This is a genomic window from Pseudomonas sp. VE 267-6A (genome assembly GCF_024126555.1).
Taxonomy (GTDB): domain Bacteria; phylum Pseudomonadota; class Gammaproteobacteria; order Pseudomonadales; family Pseudomonadaceae; genus Aquipseudomonas; species Aquipseudomonas palmensis.
On the sequence record NZ_JAMYBY010000009.1, the window covers coordinates 193,140 to 215,629 of the forward strand.

Below are 22,490 nucleotides of genomic sequence, written 5' to 3' on the forward strand. Positions count from 1 at the left end.
TGCCATGAACGAGCGCACGTCGCTGCGGCGACTGGTGACGCGGCTGATGCTGCTGACCGTGGTGATGTTCGCCTTCGGCTTTGCCCTGGTGCCGATCTACGACGTGATGTGCAAGGCCTTCGGCATCAACGGCAAGACCGGCGGGCAGTACGCAGGCAGCCAGGTCAGCGACCCCACGCGCTCGGTGAAGGTGCAGTTCCTGTCGACCAATGCCAGCGACATGGTCTGGGACTTCTACTCCACCGCCGACCAGATCGACGTCAACCCGGGCGCGGTGAACCAGATGATCTTCGTGGCGCGCAACCCCACCGACAAGCCGATGACCGCCCAGGCCATCCCCAGCATCAGCCCGGCGGAGGCGGCCGCGTACTTTCACAAGACCGAATGCTTCTGCTTCAGCCAGCAGGTGCTGCAGCCGGGTGAGCGCATCGAGATGCCGGTGCGCTTCATCGTCGATCGCGACCTGCCCAAGGATGTGAAACACCTGACGCTTGCCTACACGCTGTTCGATATCACCGCTCGCCAGCCGCCGGTGGCCCACGTGGCCACCCAGACCGTACAGAGCGCCCGATAAGGAGAACGATCCATGGCTGCTCATCAGCACTACTACGTACCGGCGCAGAGCAAGTGGCCGATCATCGCCACCCTCGGCATGCTGATCACGGTGTTCGGCCTGGGCACCTGGTTCAACGACATGAAGGCCGGCCACGAGGACTCCCATGGCCCGCTGATCTTCTTCGTCGGCGCACTGTGCCTGGCCTACATGCTGTTCGGCTGGTTCGGCGCGGTGATCAAGGAAAGCCGCGCCGGGCTCTACAGCCCGCAGCTGGACCGCTCGTTCCGCTGGGGCATGTCGTGGTTCATCTTTTCGGAGGTGATGTTCTTCGTGGCCTTCTTCGGTGCGCTGTTCTACGTGCGCCACCTGGCAGGCCCGGCGCTGGGTGGGGAAGGTGCCAAGGGCGTGGCGCACATGCTGTGGCCGAACTTCCAGTTCGCCTGGCCGCTGCTGCATACCCCCGACCCCAAGCTGTTCCCACCGCCCAGCGATGTGATCGACCCGTGGCACCTGCCGCTGATCAACACCATTCTGCTGGTCAGCTCCAGCGTGACCATCACCATCGCCCACCATGCCCTGCGCAAGGATCACCGCGGTGCGCTGAAATTCTGGCTGGCGCTGACCATCGTGCTGGGCGTGGCGTTTCTCATCCTGCAGGCCTACGAGTACCACGAGGCCTACACCGAACTGGGCCTGACCCTGCATTCGGGGATCTACGGCGCCACCTTCTTCATGCTCACCGGGTTCCACGGGGCCCACGTGACCATGGGCACGATCATCCTGTTCGTGATGCTGATGCGCATCCTGCGCGGGCATTTCAGCGCAGACAAGCACTTCGGCTTCGAGGCTGCCAGCTGGTACTGGCACTTCGTGGATGTGGTGTGGGTGGGGTTGTTCATCTTCGTGTATGTGCTGTAACCGCGCCTAGAACGGCGCGTGGGACACCAGTTGGCCGCTGTAGAAACCCCAGGCGACCAGCGCCAGGGTGATGGCGGCCAGGCTGACACGGATTTTCAGGGCGGTGAGCAGGCGGGTCGAGTTGTCATCGTCCTTGACCAGAAAGAACAGGCCGCTGAACAGGCTGATCACGGTCGCCAGCAGCATCAGGACAATCGCGGCTTTGAGCATGGCGGTACTCCGGGGGATGCGATGACTACAACAAGTATAGCGACAGCCGTTGCGGGGCCCCGATGAGGCCGTTCCGCCCCGGCCGGGTGCCGACCCTGGTGGTGATGTTGCTGCTGCCGGGGCTGATTGCGCTGGGCTGCTGGCAGTTGGGGCGCGCCGCCGAAAAGCGCGAGTTGCTGGCCACCTATGCAGAGCGCCGGGTGGCAGCGCCCCTGGCCAGCGAGCAGCTGGCGCAGGCGAGCGACCCGGCCTATCGCCGGGTGCACCTGTATGGCCGTTTCGACCGCACCCACAGTGTGCTGCTCGACAACCGCCTGCGCGACGGCCAGGCCGGGGTCGAGCTGCTGCAACCCTTTCACGACCAGGCCAGCGGCCTGTGGCTGCTGGTCAATCGCGGCTGGCTGCCCTGGCCCGACCGGCGTGTGGCGGTGCAGTTCAGCACCCCCGAGACACCGCTTGCCCTGCAGGCCTGGGTCTATGTGTCGCCGGGCAGCACCTTCCAGTTGCACGCCGACCCGCAAGGGGGCCGCTGGCCGCACCTGCTCACGGCGGTGGATGCCGCGCAGCTGTGGCCGCAGCTGGGCCGCGAGGGCTTTGCCCATGAACTGCGCCTGGAACCGGGCCCGGCCAGCTACCGGCTGGACTGGCCAGTGGTGGCGATGGGCCCGGAGAAACACCTGGGCTACGCCGTGCAATGGTTTGCCCTGGCCGCGGCGCTGGTTGCGCTGTACCTCTATTTCGGCTGGCACAACGACAAGGAGAACCACCATGGGCGCCGTCATGCATCCATCCGGCACGTCTGAAGTGCCGCGCCGTCGTTGGCGCGGGCGGTTGCAGCTGATTCTGATCCTGCTGGTGGTGGTGGGGCCGATGATGCTCGCCACCGGCATGTACAAACTGCAGTTCTGGGTGCCGGAAAGCCGCAGCTACCACGGCGAACTGATCGGCAACGGCCAGGGCCGCGCCGAGCTGGGGGTCGCGACCGACGAGGCGCGTTGGCAACTGCTGGTCAGCACCCCTGGTGACTGTGACGCAGACTGCCAGCAACTGGTGTACCTGGCGCGCCAGGTACAGATCGGCCTTGGCCGCGACGCCGCCCGTGCCAGCCACGCGCTGGCCGCCGGGCAACCGTTGAGCGAGGCGTATCAGGCCAGGCTTGCGCGCGAGTACCCGCAACTGCAGCGCTATGCGCTGGAGCTGGCGCAGTACAGCAGGGCCGCCGGGAGCCTGAAGGGCGCGCAGCTGTGGATCGTCGACCCCCACGGCAACCTGGTGTTGCGCTACGACGCACGGGTCAAGGGCAAGGACCTGCTCAACGACCTGCGCCATCTGCTCAAGCTGTCCAACATCGGCTAGGAGGCACGCACCATGGCCAGACCCGGATACCGCCTCGCCGTGTTCGCCACCTTCCTCGCGCTGGTGGTGGTGCTGCTGGGGGCCTATACCCGCCTGACCCACGCCGGCCTGGGCTGCCCCGACTGGCCGGGCTGCTACGGCTTCATCAGCGTGCCCAAGACCGAGGCGCAACTGGCACATGCCGAACGCCACTACCCGGACACGCCGGTCGAGGCCCACAAGGGCCGCAACGAGATGGTGCACCGTTATTTTGCCGGCACCTTGGCGCTGGTGATCGCCATGCTGGCGGTGCAGGCGCTGCGTCGGCATGGGCACAACGGCCAGCCGTACCGCCTGCCGCTGCTGCTGTTGGCGGTGGTGTTCTTCCAGGCCGCGTTCGGCATGTGGACGGTTACCCTCAAGCTGTGGCCGCAGGTGGTCACGGCGCACTTGCTGGGCGGCTTTGCCACCCTGAGCCTGCTGTTTCTGCTGAGCCTGCGCCTGTCGCGCGCGTTCATGCCCCTGCCCGGCCTGCCGCTGCGGCTAAGGCGCCTGGCGGCACTGGCGTTGCTGCTGGTGATCGGGCAAGTCGCCCTGGGCGGCTGGGTGAGCGCCAACTATGCCGCGGTGGCCTGCGTCGACCTGCCGACCTGTCACGGTCAGTGGTGGCCCGAGGCGGATTTTGCCAACGGCTTTCACCTCACCCAGCACATCGGCCCCAACTACCTGGGCGGACAACTCGACAGCGAGGCGCGCACCGCCATCCATATCACCCACCGCCTGGGGGCGCTGCTGGTCACGCTGGTGTTGCTGACCCTGGCCTGGCAGCTGCACGCTATCGGTCTGCGGCGCCTGGCCAGGCTGGTGCTGCTGGCGCTGGCGGTGCAGGTGGGGCTGGGCATCAGCAATGTGGCGTTCGGGCTGCCGCTGGCGGTGGCGGTGGCGCACAACGCCGGTGGCGCGGCGCTGCTGCTGACGCTGGTGCTGGTCAACTACCGCACGCGCCTGGCCACGCAGCCCAAGGCGCGCAGGGTCAGCCAGGGCTGGCGCCTGACGCCGCTGCGCCCGGTGGGCGTGGTGCATTATCTGGGAGAGAACCCATGGCAACGCTTCTGAACCCCGCGCGCCAGCAGGCGCTGTGGCGCGACTACCTGGAGCTGACCAAGCCCAAGGTGGTGGTGCTGATGCTCATCACCTCGCTGGTGGGGATGTTTCTGGCCACCCGCGCGGGCGTGCCGTGGACGGTACTGGTGTTCGGCAACCTGGGCATCGGCCTGTGTGCGGGCGCAGCGGCGGCGGTCAACCATGTGGTGGACCGGCGCATCGACGCACTGATGGCGCGCACCCACAAGCGGCCGCTGGCCGAGGGGCGCGTCGCACCGCTGGCGGCGCTGGCGTTCGCCTTGCTGCTGGCGGTGCTGGGCATGGTGCTGCTGCTGAGCTTCACCAACGCACTGACCGCCTGGCTGACCCTGGCCTCGCTGCTGGGCTATGCGGTGCTCTACACCGGCTTTCTCAAGCGGGCCACGCCGCAGAACATCGTGATCGGCGGGCTGGCCGGGGCGGCGCCGCCGCTGCTGGGCTGGGTGGCGGTGACCGGGCATGTGGGCGCCGAGCCCCTGTTGCTGGTGCTGATCATCTTCGCCTGGACTCCGCCGCACTTCTGGGCCCTGGCCATCCATCGCAAGGAGGAGTACGCCAAGGCCGATATCCCGATGCTGCCGGTGACCCACGGCGAGCACTACACCAAGCTGCACATTCTGCTGTACACCGCCGCCCTGCTGGCGGTGAGCCTGTTGCCTTACGTGATCCACATGAGCGGGCCGCTGTACCTGGCCTGCGCCGTGGTGCTGGGCGGGCGCTTCCTGCACTGGGCCTGGGTGTTGTACCGTGGCAGTCGGCCGCACGCGGCGATCAGGACCTTCAAGTACTCTATCGCGTACCTGTTCCTGCTGTTCATCGCGCTGCTTGTTGACCATTACCTACTGTTGAACCTATGACTCGAACCCAGAAAACCGTTTTCATCCTCGTTGCCCTGGTCGCACTGATTCTCGGGCTTACCATCAACAAGGTGCTGAGCAATCGCAGCCAGGGCGACCCCACGGCGCTGATCGATGCCGGGATCATCCTGCTGCCGCAGAGCCGCCAGGTGCCGGCGCTGCAGATGACCGACGAGAACGGCCAGCCGGTGGTGCTGGACCAGCTCAAGGGCAAGTGGTCGCTGCTGTTCTTCGGCTACACCTTCTGCCCGGACATCTGCCCGACCACGCTGGCGCAACTGCGGCAGGTCAAGAGCGAGCTGCCCAAGGAGGCGGTGGACCGTTTGCAGGTGGTGCAGGTGAGCGTCGACCCGAACCGGGATACACCGGCGCAGTTGAAGACGTACCTGGGCTACTTCGACAAGGATTTTCGCGGGGTGACGGGGTCGCTGGAGGATACGCAGAAGCTGGCCAATGCGGTGAGCATCCCGTTCATTCCGGCCGATACCAGCAAGCCGAACTACACGGTCGATCACAGTGGCAACCTGGCGCTGCTCGGGCCGGATGGTACCCAGCGCGGGTTCATTCGGGCGCCGTTCAACAACCAGAAGCTGGTGGCGCAGTTGCCGGGGCTGGTCAAGCGCGACTGAAAGCTTCGCGGGTCAAGCCCGCTCCCACAGGTACAACCCTGGTTTCAAGGGCGGTGGAGAACTTGTGGGAGCGAGCTTGACCCGCGATGGGCTGCGTAGCAGCCCTTGGCATTTCTGAATCAGAACGCTGGCTTGACCGCGCCCTTGTACTTCTCTTCGATGAACTTCTTCACTTCAGGCGTGTGCAGGGCTGCTACCAGCTTCTTCACCGCGTCCGAATCCTTGTTGTCCTCGCGGGTCACCAGGATGTTCACATAAGGCGAATCGCTGCCTTCGATGACCAGGGCGTCCTTTTCAGGGTTGAGCTTGGCTTCCAGCGCATAGTTGGTGTTGATCAGCGCCAGGTCGACCTGGGTCAGCACGCGCGGAATGGTGGCAGCTTCCAGCTCACGGAATTTCAGGCCCTTGTCGTTGCCGGTGATGTCCTTCACGGTCGACAGGATGTTGGTGTTGTCCTTGAGCTTGATCACGCCAGCCTTGTCCAGCAGCAGCAAGGCACGGCCGCCGTTGGTGGCGTCGTTGGGGATGACCACGGTGGCGCCCGATGGCAGTTCGTCGAGCTTCTTGAGCTTGTTCGAATAGGCGCCCAGCGGCTCCAGGTGCACGCCGGCAACGCTGACCAGGTGAGTGCCCTTGGCCTTGTTGAACTCGTCCAGGTACGGCTGGTGCTGGAAGAAGTTGGCATCCAGGCGCTTCTCGGCCACCTGCACGTTGGGCTGGACGTAGTCGGTGAACACCTTCACCTTCAGGTCCACGCCTTCCTTGGCCAGCGCCGGTTTGACGAACTCGAGGATCTCGGCGTGCGGTACCGGGGTGGCGGCAACAGTCAGGGTCTCGGCCGCGTGGGCAGAGAAGGCCGCGACGGCGGCAACAGCAGCAAGCAGTCTTTTCATCTAATCGCTCCTTGTGAGGGCCGTTCCGGCCCCCGGCGCGTCGGCGTGGCCGACCCTTGGTTACTTACGGGAAAAATGCACAACCAGTTTGTCGCCGACACTCTGCAGAACTTGAACCAGCACCAGCAGCAGTACCACGGTGACTACCATCACGTCGGTCTGAAAGCGCTGGTAGCCGAAGCGGATGGCCAGGTCACCCAGCCCGCCGGCACCCACCACACCCGCCATCGCGGTGTACGACACCAGGGTGATGGCCGTCACGGTGATGGCTGCGAAGATGCCCGGCCGCGCTTCGGGCAGCAGGGCGTTCATGATGATCTGGCGCGTGGTGGCCCCCATCGACTGGGTGGCCTCGATGATGCCGCGGTCGACCTCGCGCAGGGCGGTTTCCACCAGTCGCGCGAAGAACGGCGTGGCACCGACCACCAGTGGCGGGATGGCCCCGGCCACGCCCAGCGAGGTGCCGGTGATGAGCACGGTGAACGGGATCATCACGATCAGCAGGATGATGAACGGCAGCGAACGCAGCACGTTGACCACCAGCGACAGCAGCGCATACACGCGCTTTTCTTCGAACAGCTGGCGCGGGCCGCACAGAAACAGCAGCACGCCCAGTGGCAGGCCCAGCAGTACGGTGAACAGCAGCGAGCCGAACAGCATGATCATGGTATCGATCGTGGCCAGCCAGATTTCGGCCCAGTCGATGTTGGCAAAGAAACTCAGGGCGTCCATCAGCGCAGTACCTCCATATGAACATCTGCCGCAATGAAGCGGGCAAATGCCGCCTCGATGTCGCCACCGGTGATGGCCAGGGTCAGTTGACCGTAGGGGGTGTCCTTGATGCGGTCGATACGCCCGGCGAGGATGCTGTAGTCCACCCCGGTTTCACGGGCCACGGTGCCCAGCAGCGGCGCATAGGTGGCGTCGCCCTGGAAGGTCAGGCGCACGATGCGCCCCGGTACATGGGCAAAATCGTCGCGCTGTTCGCTTTCGTCGACCTGCTCGTCTTCCTGCACGAAACGCTTGGTGGTCGGGTGCTTGGGGTGCAGGAACACCTGCGCCACCGGGCCCTGTTCGACGATCTGCCCGGCGTCCATCACTGCCACCTGGTCGCACACGCGGCGGATCACGTCCATCTCGTGGGTGATGAGCACGATGGTCAGCTTCAGCTCGCGGTTGATCTCGGCCAGCAATTGCAGCACCGAGGCGGTGGTTTGCGGGTCCAGGGCGCTGGTGGCTTCGTCGCACAGCAGGATCTTGGGCTTGGTGGCCAGGGCGCGGGCGATGCCGACGCGCTGCTTCTGGCCGCCGGACAGCTGTGCCGGGTATTTCCTGGCATGCTCGCTCAGCCCTACCCGGGCCAGCAGCTCGCCGACGCGCTGGTCGATCTCGGCGCGCGACATGCGCCCGGCCAGGGTCAGCGGCAGCGCCACGTTGTCGGCCACGGTCTTGGAGGCCAGCAGGTTGAAGTGCTGGAAGATCATCCCGACCTGCTGGCGGAAGCGGCGCAGGTCGTTGGCATTGAACGCCGTGACGTCTTCGCCGTCGACGATGATCTTGCCGCCGCTGGGAGCCTCGAGACGGTTGATCAGGCGCAGCAGGGTACTTTTGCCGGCACCGGAATGGCCGATCAGACCGAACACCTGGCCGTCTTCGACGCGCAGGCTGGTCGGGTGCAGTGCGGGGATGTCCCTACCGGCGACGCGGTAGGTTTTATGGACTTGTTGAAACTCGATCACGTAGCGAACCTTGTGGGGCGCATGAAATAGGGTCAGCTGTTAGCCGGGGGCGCATTTTAGCCTGTTCGTATATAGGTTCTTAGCATTTATTTCGTGTTTGACCAACGCTTGAGGAATAACGCGATCAGTGGTTGCTCGCTGGTCATTCGAAAGGAACGCCCGGCACTCCTGTCAGTCACTACCTGAAGAGCCCCATCCAGGGGCCCCGCGTACGATGATGAGGAGTTGCAGACCCATGCCCAGCAAGAAGAATGCGCCCCAGGAAAGTCAACTCGCCGGCGCCCAGACGCCCGACAAGGCCAACACCAACGCCAAGCTCCAGAGCCTGGAGCCGTTTCGCAGCGATGCCACCGGCCAGGCGCTGCGCACCAACCAGGGGGTCAAGGTTGCCGACAACCAGAACACCCTCAAGGCCGGTGACCGCGGCCCCTCGCTGCTTGAAGACTTCATCATGCGCGAGAAGATCACGCATTTCGACCATGAGCGCATTCCCGAGCGCATCGTGCATGCCCGCGGCACCGGCGCGCATGGCTACTTCCAGGCTTACGAGTCGCATGCCGCACTGACCAAGGCCGGCTTCTTGCAGGACCCGGACAAGATCACCCCGGTGTTCGTGCGCTTCTCCACCGTGCAGGGGCCGCGTGGCTCGGGTGACACGGTGCGCGACGTGCGCGGCTTTGCCGTCAAGTTCTTTACCGATGAGGGCAACTTCGACCTGGTTGGCAACAACATGCCGGTGTTCTTCATTCAGGACGCGATCAAGTTTCCCGACTTCGTGCATGCGGTCAAACCCGAACCGCACAACGAGATCCCCACCGGCGGTTCGGCCCACGACACCTTCTGGGACTTCGTCTCGCTGGTGCCCGAGTCGGCGCACATGGTGATCTGGGCGATGTCCGACCGCGCGATACCGAAAAGCCTGCGCACCATGCAGGGCTTTGGCGTGCACACCTTCCGCCTGATCAACGCCGAAGGCGTGGCCAGTTTCGTCAAGTTCCACTGGAAGCCCAAGCAGGGTGTGCATTCGCTGCTGTGGGACGAGGCGCAGAAGCTGGCGGGCAAGGACACTGACTATCACCGCCGCGACCTGTGGGAAGCGATCGAGACCGGCAACTACCCGGAATGGGAACTGGGCGTGCAGATCGTGCCCGAGGCCGACGAGCATAAGTTCGAGTTCGACCTGCTCGACCCGACCAAGATCATCCCAGAAGAGCTGGTACCGGTGACGCCGCTTGGCAAGATGGTGCTCAACCGCAACCCGGACAACTTCTTTGCCGAAATCGAGCAGGTGGCGTTCTGCCCCGGTCATATCGTGCCGGGCATCGACTTTTCCAACGACCCGCTGCTGCAGGGCCGGCTGTTCTCCTACACCGACACGCAGATCAGCCGCCTGGGTGGCCCGAACTTCCACGAGATCCCGATCAACCGGCCCGTGGCACCCAACCACAACGGCCAGCGCGATGCCCAGCACCGTACCACCGTGCACAAGGGCCGGGCGTCCTACGAGCCCAACTCCATCGATGGCGGCTGGCCGAAGGAAACCCAGCCGGCGGCGCAGGATGGCGGCTTCGAGACCTACCCCGAGCGCATCGAGGCGCACAAGGTGCGCCAGCGCAGCCCCTCGTTCGGCGATCACTTCTCCCAGGCGCGGCTGTTCTTCCAGAGCATGAGCCCGACCGAGCAGGAGCACATCATCAGTGCCTACAGCTTCGAGCTGGGCAAGGTGGAGCGCGAGCATATCCGTGCCCGCGAGGTGAACGAGATTCTCGCCAACATCGACCTCAAGCTGGCAGCGCGGGTAGCGCAGAACCTTGGCCTGCCGGCGCCCAAGGCCGGCACCGTGGACGTCAAGCCTCAGTCGCTCAAGGCTTCGCCGGCGCTGAGCCAGATGAACCTGCTGGGCGAAGGCATCAAGGGGCGCAAGGTGGCGATTCTGGTGGCCGATGGCGTGGATGCCACGCTGGTGGACCCGCTGGTGAAGGCGTTGCAGGCCGAGAGCGCCCAGGGCGTGCTGCTGGGGCCGACCTCGGCACCGGTGAAGACCGCTGCCGGCAAGACCCTGGCGGTGGATGCCTCGATGGAAGGCATGCCGTCGGTGGTGTTCGATGCGGTATGGATCGCCGGTGGCAAGGCCAGCCTGCAGGCCCTGAGCGGCGATGGCGTGGCGCTGCACTTCGTGCTGGAGGCCTACAAGCACCTCAAGCCGCTGGGTACCGACAGCGATGCCAAGGCCGTGCTCGACAAGCTGGGCCTCAAGGCGGATGAAGGCATGGTGGTGGGCAGCGATCAGAAGGCCTACAAGGCGTTGATCGCGGCGATTGCCAAGCACCGGGTGTGGTCGCGGGAAGCGGCCGCCAAGGCCATTCCGGCGTAGTCAAAAAGGCCGGCTCCTGCAGGAGCCGGCCTTGCCGGCGAAGAAGGCACCGCCGACATCACTCGGCGCGCCGCGGCGTAAGCACCACCTGCGCTGGCTGGTTGCGATGAATCTCGTGGGCCTGCTGCAAGGCGAAGCTCGCGTCGCGCTTGCTTACCCGCTTGGCCAGCAAGGTCTGTAGCCACGGCGCGTCATCACGGCGCGGCACCTGGAACACCACGTCACACTGGTAATTCACCACATCGGTGGCGATGTCATCCAGTTGTCGGCGCAGTTCTTCTATTTTCGTGATTTTCAACGCCACTACGGTGCTCGGCGCCGTGGGGTCGATGACTTTTGCCGGCGGCTTGGCTTCCGCCGCCTTGAGCGCGGCCTCGGCCTTGTCCAGCTCGGCCTTGCGCGCCTGGGTGATGGCGCCATTCACGCCGCCGGTCAGCGCCGGGGCCTTGGGCATCAGCGCACGGGCACGTGCCAGCGCGGTGGCTGCGGCATTCACATCGCCCTTCTGCAGCACGATCTGGCTGCGCTGCAGGTAGGCTTCGGCCAGCTGGCGCTGCATGGGTTCGAGGCGTGCATCGTCCGGCGACTGGGCCTGCAAGGTGGCCAGCTGGTCTTCGGCGGTGGCCAGCTCGCTGCTGGCGATGTTCTGCTCCAGCAGCTGCCAGGCATCGGGCTGCGCGGGCGGCGGCGGGTCGACCGGCGCGCTGGAACAGGCGGCCAGCAGCACGGAAAACGCGGCAAGGAGCAGATAACGGGAGGCGAACGGCTTCATTCCTGCGACTCTCTATTTGCGCAAAAAGCGAGCAAGTCTACACCCAGCGCGCTGGCGCGAAAATAACTCTTCAGGATGTAGCGGCGATTAAAATGTCGCAGGGCGCGACCCTGTCGGCCGCACCCTGCCCATGGGGCTGCGCGCTCAGCGCCGGGGCAGCGCCAGGCTCACCAAGAATAGCACTGCCGCACACACCACGATGGATGGGCCGGCCGGGGTGTCCTTGAACCACGACAGGGCCAGCCCGCCACACACCGCCACTACGCCGATCAGGCTGGCGCCCAGGGCCATCTGTTCCGGCGAGCGCGCATGCCGCTGTGCGGCTGCGGCGGGGATGATCAGCAGCGAGGTGATCAGCAGCACGCCGACGATCTTCATCGCCACCGCGATCACCACCGCGATCAGCAGCATCAGCGCCAGGCGCAGCGCAGCCACCGGCAGGCCTTCGACCCGGGCCAGTTCCTCGTGCACGGTCACCGCCAGCAGCGGGCGCCACAGCGCCACGATCAGCAACAGGACCAGCGCACTGCCGCCCAGGATCCACGCCAGGTCGCCCGGGCTGATCGCCAGCAGGTCGCCGAACAGGTAGGCCATCAGGTCGATGCGCACATCGTGCATGAAGCTCAGCACCACCAGGCCCAGCGACAGCGTGCTCGGCGCGAGAATCCCCAGCAGGGTGTCGGAGGCCAGCGGCTGGCGCTGCTGCAGGGTTACCAGCAACAGCGCCAGCAACAGGCAGCCGACGGTCACCGCCAGCGTCGGGCTGACGTCCAGCACGAAGCCCAGGGCCACGCCCAGCAGCGCCGCGTGGGACAGCGTGTCGCCGAAATACGCCATGCGCCGCCACACCACGAACGAGCCCAGCGGGCCCGCCACCAGCGCCAGGGCCAGGCCTGCAAGCAGGGCATACAACAGAAAATCAGCCATGCTTGCAGTGGTCTCCGTGCACATGCCCGCCAGGGGCCGGGGTGACCACCGACCCGTGCAGGTCGTGGGCGTGGTCGTGATGATGGTGGTAGATCGCCAGGCTTGGCGCGTTGTTGCCGAACAGCTCGACGAAGGCCGGGTCGCCGCTGACCTGCTCCGGGTGGCCCGAGCAGCACACGTGGCGGTTGAGGCACACCACCTGATCGGTGGTGCTCATCACCAGGTGCAGGTCGTGGGAAACCATCAGCACGCCGCAGCCGTAGCGGTCGCGCAGGCGCGTGATCAGGCTGTAGAGCTCGGCCTGACCGGCCACGTCGACGCCCTGTACCGGCTCGTCGAGCACCAGCAATTCTGGCTTGCGCAGCAGCGCGCGGGCCAGCAGCACCCGCTGCATCTCGCCGCCGGACACGGTCTGGATGGGGCTGTCGATGACGTGTTCGGCGCCCACTTCGTTGAGGGCCGCCAGTGCTGTCTTGCGGTCCACGCCCGGCACCAGGCGCAGAAAGCGCAGTACCGACAGCGGCAAGGTGGCGTCCACCTGGATCTTCTGCGGCATGTAGCCGATGCGCAGTCGCGGCTTGCGCCATACGCTGCCGGTATGCGGCGCCAGCAGGCCGAGTACGGCGCGTACCAGGGTGGTCTTGCCGGCGCCATTGGGGCCGATCAGGGTCACGATCTGCCCGGGCTCCACGCACAGGTCGATGCTGTCGAGCACGGCCTGGCCGCCGAAGGTGACGCCCACCTGCTCGAGGCGGATCAACGCGTTGCTCATCAGGCGCTCCGGCAGGTGCCGCACAGACCGACCACTTCGACGGTCTGGGTCTCGACACTGAAACCCACATCATTGGCGCTGGCCACGATGGCGTCGCTGATGGAGGCTTGCTCCAGTTCGATTGCCACGTGGCATTGGCGGCAGATCAGGAACTGGCCCTGGTGGGCATGCTCGGGGTGGCTGCAGCCCATGAAGGCATTGAGCGACGCGATGCGGTGCACCAGGCTGTTTTCCAGCAGGAAATCCAGTGCGCGGTACACGGTGGGCGGTGCGGCGCGGCGGCCGTCCTGCTCGCTGAGCACGGCAAGGATGTCGTAGGCGCCCAGCGGCTTGTGGCTTTGCCATACCAGCTCCAGCACGCGGCGGCGCAGGGCGGTCAGGCGCAGGCCCTGACGCGCGCACAGCGCATCGGCCTCGGCCAGCGCGCTGTGCACGCAGTGGGAGTGGTCGTGGGGACGGTTGGCCAGCGGGGTATTGGGCATGGGCAGCGACGGTTCTGTTGAGAGACGTTATTATGTTACCCGTTCCTGCCCCGATGAGTGCCTATCGTGTCCCGATTTTTTGCCCTTTTTGTCGCTTTTGTCACAAGCAGCCTGTTGATGACCCCGGCGCAGGCCGAGGTTCAGGTGCTGACCAGCATCAAGCCGCTGCAGCTGATCGCCGCAGCGGTGCAGGACGGTGTCGGTACGCCGGATGTGCTGCTGCCACCGGGCGCTTCGCCGCACCATTACGCCTTGCGCCCTTCCGATGTGCGCAAGGTGGGCCAGGTGGACTTGCTGTACTGGGTCGGCCCGGACATGGAGGGTTTTCTGCCCCGTGTGCTGGGTAGCCGCAGCAAGCCGACGGTGGCGGTGCAGAACCTGCCGGGCCTGACCTTGCGCCATTTCGGCGAGGACAGCCATTCCCACGCGCAAGACGCCGACGAGCACGACCATGACCACCGCCCAGGCAGCCTGGATGCGCACCTGTGGTTGTCGTCGGTGAACGCGCGGGTGATTGCGGCGAAGATGGCGGCTGACCTGGGCGCGGCCGATCCGCAGAACCAGGCGCGCTACACCGCCAACGCCAAGGCATTCGGCGAGCGCCTGGATGCCTTGGATGCGCGGCTCAAGGCGCGGGTGAGCGCTGTTGCGGGCAAGCCATACTTTGTCTTCCATGAAGCCTTCGATTACTTCGAGACGGCCTACGGGCTCAAGCACACCGGCGTGTTCAGTGTGGCGGCGGAGGTGCAGCCGGGCGCGCAGCACGTGGCCGCGATGCGCAAGCGCCTGCAGGAAGTGGGCAAGACCTGTGTATTCAGCGAGCCGCCGCTACGCCCGCGGCTGGCCGAGACGCTGACAGCGGGGTTGCCGGTGACGCTGGCCGAGCTGGATGCGCTGGGCGGCACGATGCCAGCGGATGCCAATGGCTATGAGCGGTTGCTAGAGAACCTGGGCAATGGATTGGCGGGGTGCCTGGAAAAGCTCTGACCCACCGATCTGTAGGAGCCGGCCTTGCCGGCGAAGGGCTGCGCTGCAGCCCAACGGCTCCGCCGGCAAGGCCGGCTCCTACCTGGAGTGGCTCAGTTACAACGCGAACGGCAGGGCGATGTCCACCTGCTGACGCGCCGCCAGGCGCACCTCGAAATCCGCCGGGTCGTGAATCAGCACGTCCATCCCGGCAAACGACTCGGCCGCAATCAGCCGCGACAGCCAGAACCGCACGCAGGCCACCCGCAACATCACCGGCCACAGGTGTGCCTCGGCTGCGGTGAACGGGCGCAGCGCCGCATATGCACCGAGCAACGCCCGCGCCCGCGGCGGGTCGATCTGCCCGGCATCGTCGCAGCACCAGTCGTTCAGGGTGATCGCCAGGTCATACAGCATCGGCCCGGAGCACGCATTGTAGAAATCGATCAGCCCGGTCAGGTGGGTGCCTTCGAACAAGGCGTTGTCGCGGAACAGGTCGGCATGCAGGTTGGCCCGCGGCAGCGCCATGATCTGGCCCTGGTGCGCGACGATCTCGTCCAGGCAGCCCTGCAGCAGCGCCTGTTGCGTCGGGTTCAGGCGCGGCATCAGTTCGGCGCCGGTGGCCAGCATCCAGTCCAGGCCACGGTCGGTCTTGCGCTCCAGCACCTTGTGCTGGGTCGCGGTGTGTAGGTGGCCGAGCAGTTCGCCCACCTGTACGCAATGCTGGTTGTTCGCCACCTTGATGTGCTTGCCCGGCAGGCGCGGCTGCAGCAGCGCCGGCTTGCCGGCCAGCTCGCGCAGGGCCACGCCGTCGCGGGTGCGCAGCGCATAGGGCACCGGCAGGTCGGCCTCGTGCAGCACGTCGAGCAGTTCGATGAAGAACGGCAGGTCCTGGATCGGCCCGCGTTCGACCAGTGTCAGCACGAACTCACCCTGTTCGAGGCTGACGAAGAAGTTGCTGTTCTCGGTGCCGGCGGCAATTCCCTGGAAGTCCCGCAGGCGACCCAGTCCATAGGGCGCCAGAAAGGTTTCCAGCTCGGGCCGGGTCAGTGGGGTGAAGACAGACATGGTCAAAAACTGCTCATTCGGGCACTTCCCGCAGGAAGTGCCAGGTGGATGGTAGGGGCTCGCATTACCACTCGAAGATTTTCCAGGAAGGAATCAGCATGTCGGGTTGGTCGGAACGGATGAAGTTGCCTTCCGAGCCGTCTGCGCGCACCAGAAAGTAAGGCTTGCCCCCTTTGGGGGTGACCTTGATGGCATACAGGAAACCGTTCTGGCGGTATTCCTGGATGGTCTTGTCGCCTTCCGTGCGAATGGTTACATCCGGATCGGCCGAAGGCGCTTCATCCGCCGCATTGGCTACCAGTGGAGCGGCAGCCAACACACCGAGCAGCAACAGGCGATTTAGTCTACGCATGATAACCTTGTCCCTTTGTCGTCAATGTTCCGGACATTCTAGCGCCGGGCCCGTTGAAAAGGTTGATTCTGCTCATGAGCCAAGCTCCCCTCGTCCTGGTGGACGGTTCGTCCTACCTGTACCGCGCGTTCCACGCGCTGCCACCGCTGACCAACTCCAAGGGCATGCCCACCGGCGCGGTGAAGGGTGTGCTGAACATGCTCAGGAGCCTGCGCAAGCAGTACCCGGACAGCCCCTTCGCGGTGGTGTTCGACGCCAAGGGCGGCACCTTTCGCGACGAGATGTACGCCGAGTACAAGGCCAACCGGCCGAGCATGCCCGACGACATGCGTGTGCAGATCGAGCCGCTGCACGCCAGCGTCAAGGCGCTGGGCTTCCCGCTGCTGTGCGTGGAGGGGGTCGAGGCCGACGACGTGATCGGCACCCTGGCCCGCAGCAGCGCCGCGGCGACCCGCCCGGTGGTGATCTCCACCGGTGACAAGGACATGGCCCAGCTGGTGGATGCGCACATTACCCTGGTCAATACCATGTCGGGCTCGTCGATGGACATCGAGGGCGTGAAGGAGAAGTTCGGCGTCGCACCCGAGCAGATCATCGACCTGCTGGCGCTGATGGGCGACTCATCCGACAACATCCCCGGGGTCAAGGGCGTGGGCGAGAAGACCGCCGTCGGCCTGCTGGTGGGCGTCAATGGCGGTATCAAGGAGCTGTACGAGAATCTCGACCTGGTGCCGAGCCTGCCGATCCGCGGGGCCAAGACCCTGCCGGCCAAGCTGCTGGAGCACAAGGAGCTGGCGTTCCTGTCGTACCAGCTGGCCACGATCAAGGTCGACGTGCCGCTGGAGGTCGGGCTGGACGACCTGCACCTGGGCGAACCTGACCGCGAAACGCTGCTGCAGCTGTACACCGAACTCGAATTCAAGGGCTGGATCGACGAAGTTCAGCGCGAGAACAAGCGCTTGGAGCTCGCCCCGCCCCCCCCTGCCGCCAAACCCGACGCCGAGGCGCCCCCGGTGGTCGCTGCCGAGCCGGTAGCCCCTGTCGAGGCCGCCTACGAAACCATTTTGGACAAGGCACGTTTCGACGTGTGGCTGCAAAAGCTCAAGGACGCCGAGCTGTTCGCATTCGATACCGAAACCACCGGGGTCGATGCGCAGCAGGCCCAGCTGGTCGGCCTGTCGTTTGCGGTCAAGCCCCATGAGGCCGCCTACATCCCGCTGGCACACGACTACGAAGGCGCTCCGCAGCAGCTGGACCGCGAGCTGGTGCTGAACGCGCTCAAGCCGCTGCTGGAAGACCCGAACAAGGCCAAGGTCGGGCAGCACGCCAAGTACGACATCAACATCCTGGCCAACTGCGCGGGCATTACCGTGCGTGGGGTGGCCTTCGACACCATGCTCGAATCCTATGTGCTGAATTCCACGGCCACCCGCCACGACATGGACAACCTGGCCAAGAAGTACCTGGACCACATCACCATCGGCTTCACCGACATTGCCGGCAAGGGTGCCAAGCAGCTGACCTTCAACCAGATCCACCTGGACAAGGCCGGCCCCTACGCCGCCGAAGATGCCGACATCACCCTGCGCCTGCACCACAAGCTGCACGCCGAGCTGGCGGCGCTGCCAAGCCTGGCCAGCGTGCTGAGCGATATCGAGATGCCGCTGGTGCCGGTGCTGGCGCGTATCGAGCGCGAGGGCGCGCTGGTGGATGCCGACCTGCTCAGGATCCAGAGCGGCGAGCTGGGCGACAAGATGGACGCGCTGGAGCGCGAAGCCATCGAGCTGGCGGGCGAGCCGTTCAACCTGGGTTCGCCCAGGCAGCTGGGCGCCATCCTTTATGACAAGTTCGGCCTGCCGGTACTGAAGAAGACCCCCAAGGGCCAGCCGTCGACGGCTGAAGAAGCCCTTGAGGCGCTGGCCGAGGAAGGCTTCCCGCTGCCCAAGGTGCTGATGCAGTACCGCTCCATGAGCAAGCTCAAGAGCACCTACACCGACCGCCTGCCCGAGCAGATCAACCCGCGTACCGGGCGTATCCACACTTCCTACCAGCAGGCGGTGGCTGCCACCGGCCGCCTGTCGTCCAGCGACCCGAACCTGCAGAACATCCCGGTGCGTACCGCCGAGGGCCGGCGCATTCGCCAGGCCTTCATCGCGGCGCCCGGCTACAAATTGCTGGCGGCGGACTACTCGCAGATCGAGCTGCGCATCATGGCCCACCTAGCCAAGGACGAAGGCCTGCTCAGCGCCTTCCGCAACGGCCTGGACGTGCACACTGCCACCGCGGCCGAAGTGTTCAAGGTGGAGCTTGGCGACGTGACCTCCGACCAGCGGCGCAGCGCCAAGGCGATCAACTTCGGCCTGATCTACGGCATGGGCGCAAAGAAGCTGGGCAAGGACATCGGCGTCGACAGCAAGACGGCCAAGGCCTACATCGACGTGTACTTTGCCCGCTACCCGGGCGTGCGCGACTACATGGAGCGCACCCGCAAGCAGGCGGCCGACCAGGGCTACGTGGAAACGCTGTTCGGGCGGCGCCTGTACCTGCCGACCATTCACTCCAACCGTCCGCAGGAGCGTGCTGGCGCCGAGCGTACCGCGATCAACGCGCCGATGCAGGGCACCGCAGCTGACATCATCAAGCGCGCCATGGTCACGGTGGACAACTGGCTGGCGAGCACTGCGCTGGATGCCCGGGTGATCCTGCAGGTGCACGACGAACTGGTGCTGGAAGTGCGCGAGGACCTGGTGGAACAGGTGGCGCAGGAGATTCGCGTGCACATGAGCGGTGCCGCGCAGCTGGATGTACCGCTGGTGGTGGATGTGGGCGTGGGGGCGAACTGGGACGAGGCGCACTGAAAAGCGTGGTTGGCGCCTACCAGAAACAGAAATTTGCTGCGGCATAAGGTCGCGGCAATTTCTGCATTTTCGGCCTATGGAAAATAGTTTCCCGCGCCGAGGAACTAAACCGGTGAACCACGACTCAGAGTAACTGAATGGCTGGTGAAGCCCTTCGATGCTCCTATGTTGTGTTAAGTGTTGGCAGATATCTGGACCCCGCCCTAGCGGTCCGGAACTTGAACCCCGAACTTCCCCCTCCCCATACGAAGTCCGGGGTTTTTTTTGCCCGGCATTTGCCGGGCAGCCCTTATTCTGCGGGCTTGTCCGGCAGTTGCAGCCAGCGAGCCAGTACCGTGTAGGCCTCTTCCAGCCCCTGGCGCTTGGGCGCCGAGAACAGCTGGATGGTCACGCTGTCGCCCCACCCCTTGCGGATTTCGGCCTGTACCTTGAGCAGCGTGCCCTTGGCCGCGCCGAAGGTCAGCTTGTCGGCCTTGGTCAGCAGGATGTGCATCGGCATGCCGCTGGCCACGGCCCAGTCGAGCATCATCTTGTCGAAGTCGGTCATGGGATGGCGCACGTCCATCATCAGGATCAGGCCCTTGAGGCTCTCCCGGCTGCCCAGGTAGGCCTCCAGGTGGCGCTGCCAGTGCTGCTTGAGCGGGATCGGCACCTTTGCATAACCATAGCCCGGCAGGTCGACCAGACGCCGATCGTCGTCCAGACTGAAGAAATTCAACAGCTGGGTACGCCCCGGGGTTTTCGAGGTGCGCGCCAGGCTCGCGTGGGTCAGGGTGTTGAGGGCGCTGGACTTGCCGGCGTTGGAGCGGCCGGCAAAGGCCACTTCGAAACCTTCGTCGTCCGGGCACTGGTCGACTTTGGCGGCACTGAGGGCGAATTTGGCCTGCTGGCAGAGTCCGAGGATGGGGTTTTTGACTTGCATGGTATTTCCGATTGGGCGTTGCTCGAGGGGGTCTCGGCAAGCGGTGTCGTTTCCGTTTCAGGCACGGGAGTATATAATGCCCCAGTTTTTGTGTGCGCATTATCCCAGCGTAGGAGGATGTGCACGGGAGCTGCTTGACCAAGCTTGCGCAGTAGACGCAGTGCAGCCCCAACCCTGAAAGGGTCGTATTCGGCGCTCAGGCTACACAGGATCCCTACAGCGTGGAAGTCACGCCTGACATAAGGGACCGCAGAGGCTGTCGAAGCAGCTCCCCAGGGTTTCAAGGCTATGCCGCCGCGTGGTTTGTGCATGGACTGCAGTAACGAGGACGATCAGGCCACCCTGACCGGGTGAGTCAACAAGACAGGTTGCCTCGATACATAACTCTTTCACCCTTAGCCGTAGTTGGATTAGCTGATGAACAAACTATTCGTGAGTCTGCTGTTGACCTTAGGCATCACCGGGGCTGCCAACGCTGCCGGCAATATCGTTGGGGATGCTGCTGCCGGTCAGGCAAAAACCGCTGTATGTGGCGCGTGTCACAACCCCGACGGCAACAGCATGGCGCCGAATTTCCCGAAACTGGCCGGCCAGGGCGAGAAATACCTGGAGAAGCAACTGCACGACATCAAGTCGGGCAAACGTACCGTGCTGGAAATGACCGGCATGCTGGCCGCGTTCAACGATCAGGACCTGGCCGATATCGCGGCCTATTTCGCCAGCCAGAAAGGCAGCGTGGGCGCCGCCGACCCGGCGCTGGTCGAGCGTGGTCGCGCACTGTTCAACGGCGGTGATCTGGAAAAAGGCCTGCCGGCCTGCACCGGTTGCCACTCGCCCAACGGCGCAGGCATTGCCGCCGCCGGCTTCCCGCACCTGGGTGGTCAGCACGCAAGCTACGTGGCCAAGCAGCTGACGGACTTCCGTGAAGGCAACCGCACCAACGATGGCGATGCCACCACCATGCGCACCATCGCCAGCAAGCTGAGCAACAAGGACATCGACGCGTTGTCCAGCTACATCCAGGGCCTGCACTGAGCCCCGGTTTAACGCTGGGTTAATACAGCGGCGCAAAAATGAAAAGGGTGGCCCGGGCCACCCTTTTTTGTGCCCGCTGCCGTTACACTAACGAACTCGGGCCTGCCCCGGCCTGTCTGAACCCAGGTCGCGACGAGGCGACACATCACTGCTCAGGAGTAACGCATGCGTAATCTGATTCTCGGCGCCGCGCTGGTCGCCGCCAGCGCCTTCGGTATGACGGTCCAGGCCGCAGACCCTGTGATCGCCGGCAAGGAATATGTCGAGCTGAGCAACCCGGTACCGGTGTCCCAGCCTGGCAAGATCGAAGTGGTCGAGCTGTTCTGGTATGGCTGCCCGCATTGCTACAGCTTTGAACCGACGATCAACCCGTGGGTCGAAAAGCTGCCTGACGACGTGAACTTCAAGCGTATCCCCGCCATGTTCGGCGGCCCATGGGACGCCCACGGGCAGATGTTCCTGACCCTGGAAGCCATGGGCGTGGAGCACAAGGTGCATGCGGCCGTGTTCGATGCCATCCAGAACCAGCGCAAGCACCTGACCAAGCCTGAAGAGATGGCCGACTTCCTGGCCACCCAGGGTGTGGACAAGGACAAGTTCCTGGCCACCTTCAACTCGTTCGCCATCAAGGGACAGGTCAACCAGGCCAAGGAACTTGCCAAGCAGTACAACATCAAGGGCGTTCCGAGCATGGTCGTCAACGGCAAGTACACCTTCGACCTGGGCACCGCAGGTGGCCCGAACGGCGTACTGAACGTTGCTGACCAACTGATTGCCAAGGAACGCGCCGCCAAATAAGAGGCGAAACTATGCGCCGCTGGAAATCCGAGCGCCTCGTCGGCCTGCACGAACCGCAGGTCAACGAGCACCATATCGATGCAAGTGGTCTACCGTCCGACGGTCGCTTGCGTCTGCTCAGCTTCAATATCCAGGTAGGCATCAGCACCGAGCGTTACCGGCACTACCTGACCCGCAGCTGGCAGCACCTGCTGCCGCACATGGGGCGTGCCGGCAACCTGCAGAAGATCGGCAACCTGCTGGGCGACTTCGACCTGGTGGCCCTGCAGGAAGCCGACGGCGGCAGCCTGCGCTCGGGCTACGTCAACCAGGTTGAACACCTGGCGCAACTGGGTGCTTTCCCCTACTGGTACCAGCAGCTCAACCGCAACCTCGGGCGCCTGGGCCAGCACAGCAACGGCGTGCTCAGCCGCCTCAAGCCGCAACTGCTCGAAGACCACCCGCTGCCCGGCCCGGCCGGCCGCGGTGCGATCCTGGTGCGGTTCGGTGAAGGCGAGGATGCGCTGGTGGTGGTGATGATGCACCTGGCGCTTGGCGCGCGAACCCGCGCCCTGCAGCTGGGCTACATCCGCGAGCTGATCGGCGGCTATCGTCACCAGGTGCTGATGGGCGACATGAACACCCATGCCACCGACCTGCTGCAGCACTCCCCGCTGCGCGACCTGGGCCTGATTGCGCCGCAGGTCGAAGCGACCTTCCCCAGCTGGCGACCACAGCGTTGCCTTGATCATATTCTGCTCAGCCCGAGCCTCACTCTGGAACGGGTCGAGGTGCTGTCCCAGCCGATTTCCGACCATCTCCCCGTGGCGGTCGAGATTCGTTTGCCTGATGCCCTGACTGTCGATACCCTTCCGGCCTTGCGTTAGTCCCCTTATCTGCGGACC

24 protein-coding genes are annotated in these 22,490 nt (G+C 64.9%); 13 read left to right on the forward strand and 11 right to left on the reverse strand.

What is annotated here, in order from left to right; all coding sequences use genetic code 11:
- Positions 1-4: 4 nt before the first annotated feature.
- Together NJH59_RS12890 and NJH59_RS12895 are read left to right on the forward strand one after the other, a co-directional pair.
- Positions 5-574 carry a cytochrome c oxidase assembly protein gene (locus tag NJH59_RS12890; protein ID WP_043862279.1) on the forward strand — a complete coding sequence of 190 codons (570 nt, stop codon included), beginning with the start codon at positions 5-7 and terminating at the stop codon, positions 572-574.
- Positions 575-586: 12 nt separating this feature from the next.
- Positions 587-1,474, forward strand: coding sequence for a cytochrome c oxidase subunit 3 (locus NJH59_RS12895; RefSeq protein WP_043862280.1), 888 nt, complete (start codon positions 587-589; stop codon positions 1,472-1,474).
- Positions 1,475-1,480: 6 nt separating this feature from the next.
- Here the strand turns inward: NJH59_RS12895 and NJH59_RS12900 are convergent, their stop codons facing one another.
- The gene (locus NJH59_RS12900) at positions 1,481-1,684 is read right to left on the reverse strand and encodes a twin transmembrane helix small protein (RefSeq protein ID WP_043862281.1); all 204 of its coding nucleotides are present in this window, start codon (positions 1,682-1,684) and stop codon (positions 1,481-1,483) included.
- 62 nt (positions 1,685-1,746) lie between these two features.
- Here NJH59_RS12900 and NJH59_RS12905 point away from each other — a divergent pair, with 62 nt between their 5' ends.
- Genes NJH59_RS12905 through NJH59_RS12925 form a run of 5 tightly spaced genes read left to right on the forward strand, consistent with a single transcriptional unit; the run spans position 1,747 to position 5,648 of the window.
- Positions 1,747-2,487 carry an SURF1 family protein gene (locus NJH59_RS12905; RefSeq protein WP_123753541.1) on the forward strand — a complete coding sequence of 247 codons (741 nt, stop codon included), beginning with the start codon at positions 1,747-1,749 and terminating at the stop codon, positions 2,485-2,487.
- The gene (locus NJH59_RS12910) at positions 2,453-3,040 is read left to right on the forward strand and encodes a hypothetical protein (protein ID WP_054916031.1); all 588 of its coding nucleotides are present in this window, start codon (positions 2,453-2,455) and stop codon (positions 3,038-3,040) included. The genes NJH59_RS12905 and NJH59_RS12910 overlap by 35 nt, the downstream gene beginning before the upstream one ends.
- Positions 3,041-3,052: 12 nt before the next feature.
- Positions 3,053-4,135, forward strand: a complete 1,083-nt coding sequence (locus tag NJH59_RS12915) for a heme A synthase (RefSeq protein WP_054916030.1) — start codon at positions 3,053-3,055, stop codon at positions 4,133-4,135.
- Positions 4,120-5,019 (forward strand): heme o synthase, encoded by a 900-nt coding sequence (gene cyoE, locus NJH59_RS12920; protein ID WP_043862285.1) that lies wholly within the window; start codon positions 4,120-4,122, stop codon positions 5,017-5,019. The genes NJH59_RS12915 and cyoE overlap by 16 nt, the downstream gene beginning before the upstream one ends.
- Entirely contained in the window at positions 5,016-5,648 is a 633-nt protein-coding gene (locus NJH59_RS12925) for an SCO family protein (RefSeq protein WP_253086856.1), read from the forward strand. Before cyoE ends, NJH59_RS12925 begins: the two co-directional genes overlap by 4 nt.
- Before the next feature lie 119 nt (positions 5,649-5,767).
- Here NJH59_RS12925 and NJH59_RS12930 read toward each other — a convergent pair whose 3' ends face one another.
- From NJH59_RS12930 to NJH59_RS12940, 3 genes are read right to left on the reverse strand one after another with little or no spacing between them, the layout of a single operon-like run.
- On the reverse strand, positions 5,768-6,541 hold the full coding sequence (locus tag NJH59_RS12930; RefSeq protein ID WP_043862287.1) for a MetQ/NlpA family ABC transporter substrate-binding protein: 774 nt from the start codon (positions 6,539-6,541) through the stop codon (positions 5,768-5,770).
- 60 nt (positions 6,542-6,601) lie between these two features.
- Entirely contained in the window at positions 6,602-7,273 is a 672-nt protein-coding gene (locus tag NJH59_RS12935; RefSeq protein ID WP_043862288.1) for a methionine ABC transporter permease, read from the reverse strand.
- A complete protein-coding gene (locus NJH59_RS12940) occupies positions 7,273-8,280 on the reverse strand; it encodes a methionine ABC transporter ATP-binding protein (RefSeq protein WP_054916029.1) in 1,008 nt (335 codons plus the stop codon). The genes NJH59_RS12935 and NJH59_RS12940 overlap by 1 nt, the downstream gene beginning before the upstream one ends.
- A 217-nt stretch (positions 8,281-8,497) precedes the next feature.
- Between NJH59_RS12940 and katE the strand changes: the two genes are divergently transcribed.
- Positions 8,498-10,654, forward strand: a complete 2,157-nt coding sequence (gene katE / locus NJH59_RS12945) for a catalase HPII (RefSeq protein ID WP_263010531.1) — start codon at positions 8,498-8,500, stop codon at positions 10,652-10,654.
- A gap of 58 nt (positions 10,655-10,712) precedes the next feature.
- Here katE and NJH59_RS12950 read toward each other — a convergent pair whose 3' ends face one another.
- From NJH59_RS12950 to zur, 4 genes are all read right to left on the reverse strand, one after another.
- Entirely contained in the window at positions 10,713-11,426 is a 714-nt protein-coding gene (locus NJH59_RS12950) for a PA5502 family lipoprotein (protein WP_043862291.1), read from the reverse strand.
- A 144-nt stretch (positions 11,427-11,570) separates the two neighbouring features.
- Entirely contained in the window at positions 11,571-12,353 is a 783-nt protein-coding gene (gene znuB, locus NJH59_RS12955; RefSeq protein WP_043862292.1) for a zinc ABC transporter permease subunit ZnuB, read from the reverse strand.
- A complete protein-coding gene (gene znuC / locus NJH59_RS12960; RefSeq protein WP_043862293.1) occupies positions 12,346-13,125 on the reverse strand; it encodes a zinc ABC transporter ATP-binding protein ZnuC in 780 nt (259 codons plus the stop codon). The genes znuB and znuC overlap by 8 nt, the downstream gene beginning before the upstream one ends.
- On the reverse strand, positions 13,125-13,607 hold the full coding sequence (zur, locus tag NJH59_RS12965) for a zinc uptake transcriptional repressor Zur (protein WP_043862294.1): 483 nt from the start codon (positions 13,605-13,607) through the stop codon (positions 13,125-13,127). Before zur ends, znuC begins: the two co-directional genes overlap by 1 nt.
- 66 nt (positions 13,608-13,673) lie before the next feature.
- Between zur and NJH59_RS12970 the strand changes: the two genes are divergently transcribed.
- Positions 13,674-14,594: a zinc ABC transporter substrate-binding protein gene (locus NJH59_RS12970; protein WP_253086858.1), complete on the forward strand. Its 921-nt coding sequence runs from the start codon at positions 13,674-13,676 to the stop codon at positions 14,592-14,594.
- A 96-nt stretch (positions 14,595-14,690) separates the two neighbouring features.
- On the opposite strand, the gene NJH59_RS12975 is transcribed toward NJH59_RS12970, so the two are convergent.
- Together NJH59_RS12975 and NJH59_RS12980 are read right to left on the reverse strand one after the other, a co-directional pair.
- Positions 14,691-15,641 carry a homoserine kinase gene (locus NJH59_RS12975; protein ID WP_043862339.1) on the reverse strand — a complete coding sequence of 317 codons (951 nt, stop codon included), beginning with the start codon at positions 15,639-15,641 and terminating at the stop codon, positions 14,691-14,693.
- A gap of 64 nt (positions 15,642-15,705) precedes the next feature.
- Positions 15,706-15,993 (reverse strand): DUF2782 domain-containing protein, encoded by a 288-nt coding sequence (locus NJH59_RS12980; RefSeq protein ID WP_043862296.1) that lies wholly within the window; start codon positions 15,991-15,993, stop codon positions 15,706-15,708.
- A gap of 74 nt (positions 15,994-16,067) precedes the next feature.
- Here NJH59_RS12980 and polA point away from each other — a divergent pair, with 74 nt between their 5' ends.
- Entirely contained in the window at positions 16,068-18,851 is a 2,784-nt protein-coding gene (gene polA, locus NJH59_RS12985; protein WP_253086859.1) for a DNA polymerase I, read from the forward strand.
- A 289-nt stretch (positions 18,852-19,140) separates the two neighbouring features.
- Here the strand turns inward: polA and yihA are convergent, their stop codons facing one another.
- Positions 19,141-19,773, reverse strand: coding sequence for a ribosome biogenesis GTP-binding protein YihA/YsxC (gene yihA / locus NJH59_RS12990; protein WP_054916024.1), 633 nt, complete (start codon positions 19,771-19,773; stop codon positions 19,141-19,143).
- Positions 19,774-20,190: 417 nt separating this feature from the next.
- On the opposite strand from yihA, the gene NJH59_RS12995 reads away from it, so the two are divergent.
- From NJH59_RS12995 to NJH59_RS13005, 3 genes are all read left to right on the forward strand, one after another.
- Positions 20,191-20,808: a c-type cytochrome gene (locus tag NJH59_RS12995; protein WP_043862299.1), complete on the forward strand. Its 618-nt coding sequence runs from the start codon at positions 20,191-20,193 to the stop codon at positions 20,806-20,808.
- A gap of 165 nt (positions 20,809-20,973) precedes the next feature.
- On the forward strand, positions 20,974-21,606 hold the full coding sequence (dsbA, locus tag NJH59_RS13000; protein WP_043862300.1) for a thiol:disulfide interchange protein DsbA: 633 nt from the start codon (positions 20,974-20,976) through the stop codon (positions 21,604-21,606).
- Between the two features lie 11 nt (positions 21,607-21,617).
- Positions 21,618-22,472 carry an endonuclease/exonuclease/phosphatase family protein gene (locus tag NJH59_RS13005; protein ID WP_043862301.1) on the forward strand — a complete coding sequence of 285 codons (855 nt, stop codon included), beginning with the start codon at positions 21,618-21,620 and terminating at the stop codon, positions 22,470-22,472.
- The last annotated feature ends 18 nt before the right edge of the window (positions 22,473-22,490 follow it).

Excerpts from the sequence above, each read along its gene's own strand:
- katE (WP_263010531.1), top strand. The coding sequence starts at position 8,498 with ATGAGGAGTTGCAGACCCATGCCCAGCAAGAAGAATGCGCCCCAGGAA.
- NJH59_RS12895 (WP_043862280.1), top strand. The coding sequence starts at position 587 with ATGGCTGCTCATCAGCACTACTACGTACCGGCGCAGAGCAAGTGGCCG.
- NJH59_RS12980 (WP_043862296.1), bottom strand. The coding sequence starts at position 15,993 with ATGCGTAGACTAAATCGCCTGTTGCTGCTCGGTGTGTTGGCTGCCGCT.
- zur (WP_043862294.1), bottom strand. The coding sequence starts at position 13,607 with ATGCCCAATACCCCGCTGGCCAACCGTCCCCACGACCACTCCCACTGC.
- NJH59_RS12910 (WP_054916031.1), top strand. The coding sequence starts at position 2,453 with ATGGGCGCCGTCATGCATCCATCCGGCACGTCTGAAGTGCCGCGCCGT.
- NJH59_RS12925 (WP_253086856.1), top strand. The coding sequence starts at position 5,016 with ATGACTCGAACCCAGAAAACCGTTTTCATCCTCGTTGCCCTGGTCGCA.
- NJH59_RS12975 (WP_043862339.1), bottom strand. The coding sequence starts at position 15,641 with ATGTCTGTCTTCACCCCACTGACCCGGCCCGAGCTGGAAACCTTTCTG.
- NJH59_RS12905 (WP_123753541.1), top strand. The coding sequence starts at position 1,747 with ATGAGGCCGTTCCGCCCCGGCCGGGTGCCGACCCTGGTGGTGATGTTG.
- NJH59_RS12915 (WP_054916030.1), top strand. The coding sequence starts at position 3,053 with ATGGCCAGACCCGGATACCGCCTCGCCGTGTTCGCCACCTTCCTCGCG.
- znuC (WP_043862293.1), bottom strand. The coding sequence starts at position 13,125 with ATGAGCAACGCGTTGATCCGCCTCGAGCAGGTGGGCGTCACCTTCGGC.
- znuB (WP_043862292.1), bottom strand. The coding sequence starts at position 12,353 with ATGGCTGATTTTCTGTTGTATGCCCTGCTTGCAGGCCTGGCCCTGGCG.
- dsbA (WP_043862300.1), top strand. The coding sequence starts at position 20,974 with ATGCGTAATCTGATTCTCGGCGCCGCGCTGGTCGCCGCCAGCGCCTTC.
- NJH59_RS12995 (WP_043862299.1), top strand. The coding sequence starts at position 20,191 with ATGAACAAACTATTCGTGAGTCTGCTGTTGACCTTAGGCATCACCGGG.
- NJH59_RS12930 (WP_043862287.1), bottom strand. The coding sequence starts at position 6,541 with ATGAAAAGACTGCTTGCTGCTGTTGCCGCCGTCGCGGCCTTCTCTGCC.
- cyoE (WP_043862285.1), top strand. The coding sequence starts at position 4,120 with ATGGCAACGCTTCTGAACCCCGCGCGCCAGCAGGCGCTGTGGCGCGAC.
- polA (WP_253086859.1), top strand. The coding sequence starts at position 16,068 with ATGAGCCAAGCTCCCCTCGTCCTGGTGGACGGTTCGTCCTACCTGTAC.
- NJH59_RS12950 (WP_043862291.1), bottom strand. The coding sequence starts at position 11,426 with ATGAAGCCGTTCGCCTCCCGTTATCTGCTCCTTGCCGCGTTTTCCGTG.
- yihA (WP_054916024.1), bottom strand. The coding sequence starts at position 19,773 with ATGCAAGTCAAAAACCCCATCCTCGGACTCTGCCAGCAGGCCAAATTC.
- NJH59_RS12900 (WP_043862281.1), bottom strand. The coding sequence starts at position 1,684 with ATGCTCAAAGCCGCGATTGTCCTGATGCTGCTGGCGACCGTGATCAGC.
- NJH59_RS12890 (WP_043862279.1), top strand. The coding sequence starts at position 5 with ATGAACGAGCGCACGTCGCTGCGGCGACTGGTGACGCGGCTGATGCTG.
- NJH59_RS13005 (WP_043862301.1), top strand. The coding sequence starts at position 21,618 with ATGCGCCGCTGGAAATCCGAGCGCCTCGTCGGCCTGCACGAACCGCAG.
- NJH59_RS12935 (WP_043862288.1), bottom strand. The coding sequence starts at position 7,273 with ATGGACGCCCTGAGTTTCTTTGCCAACATCGACTGGGCCGAAATCTGG.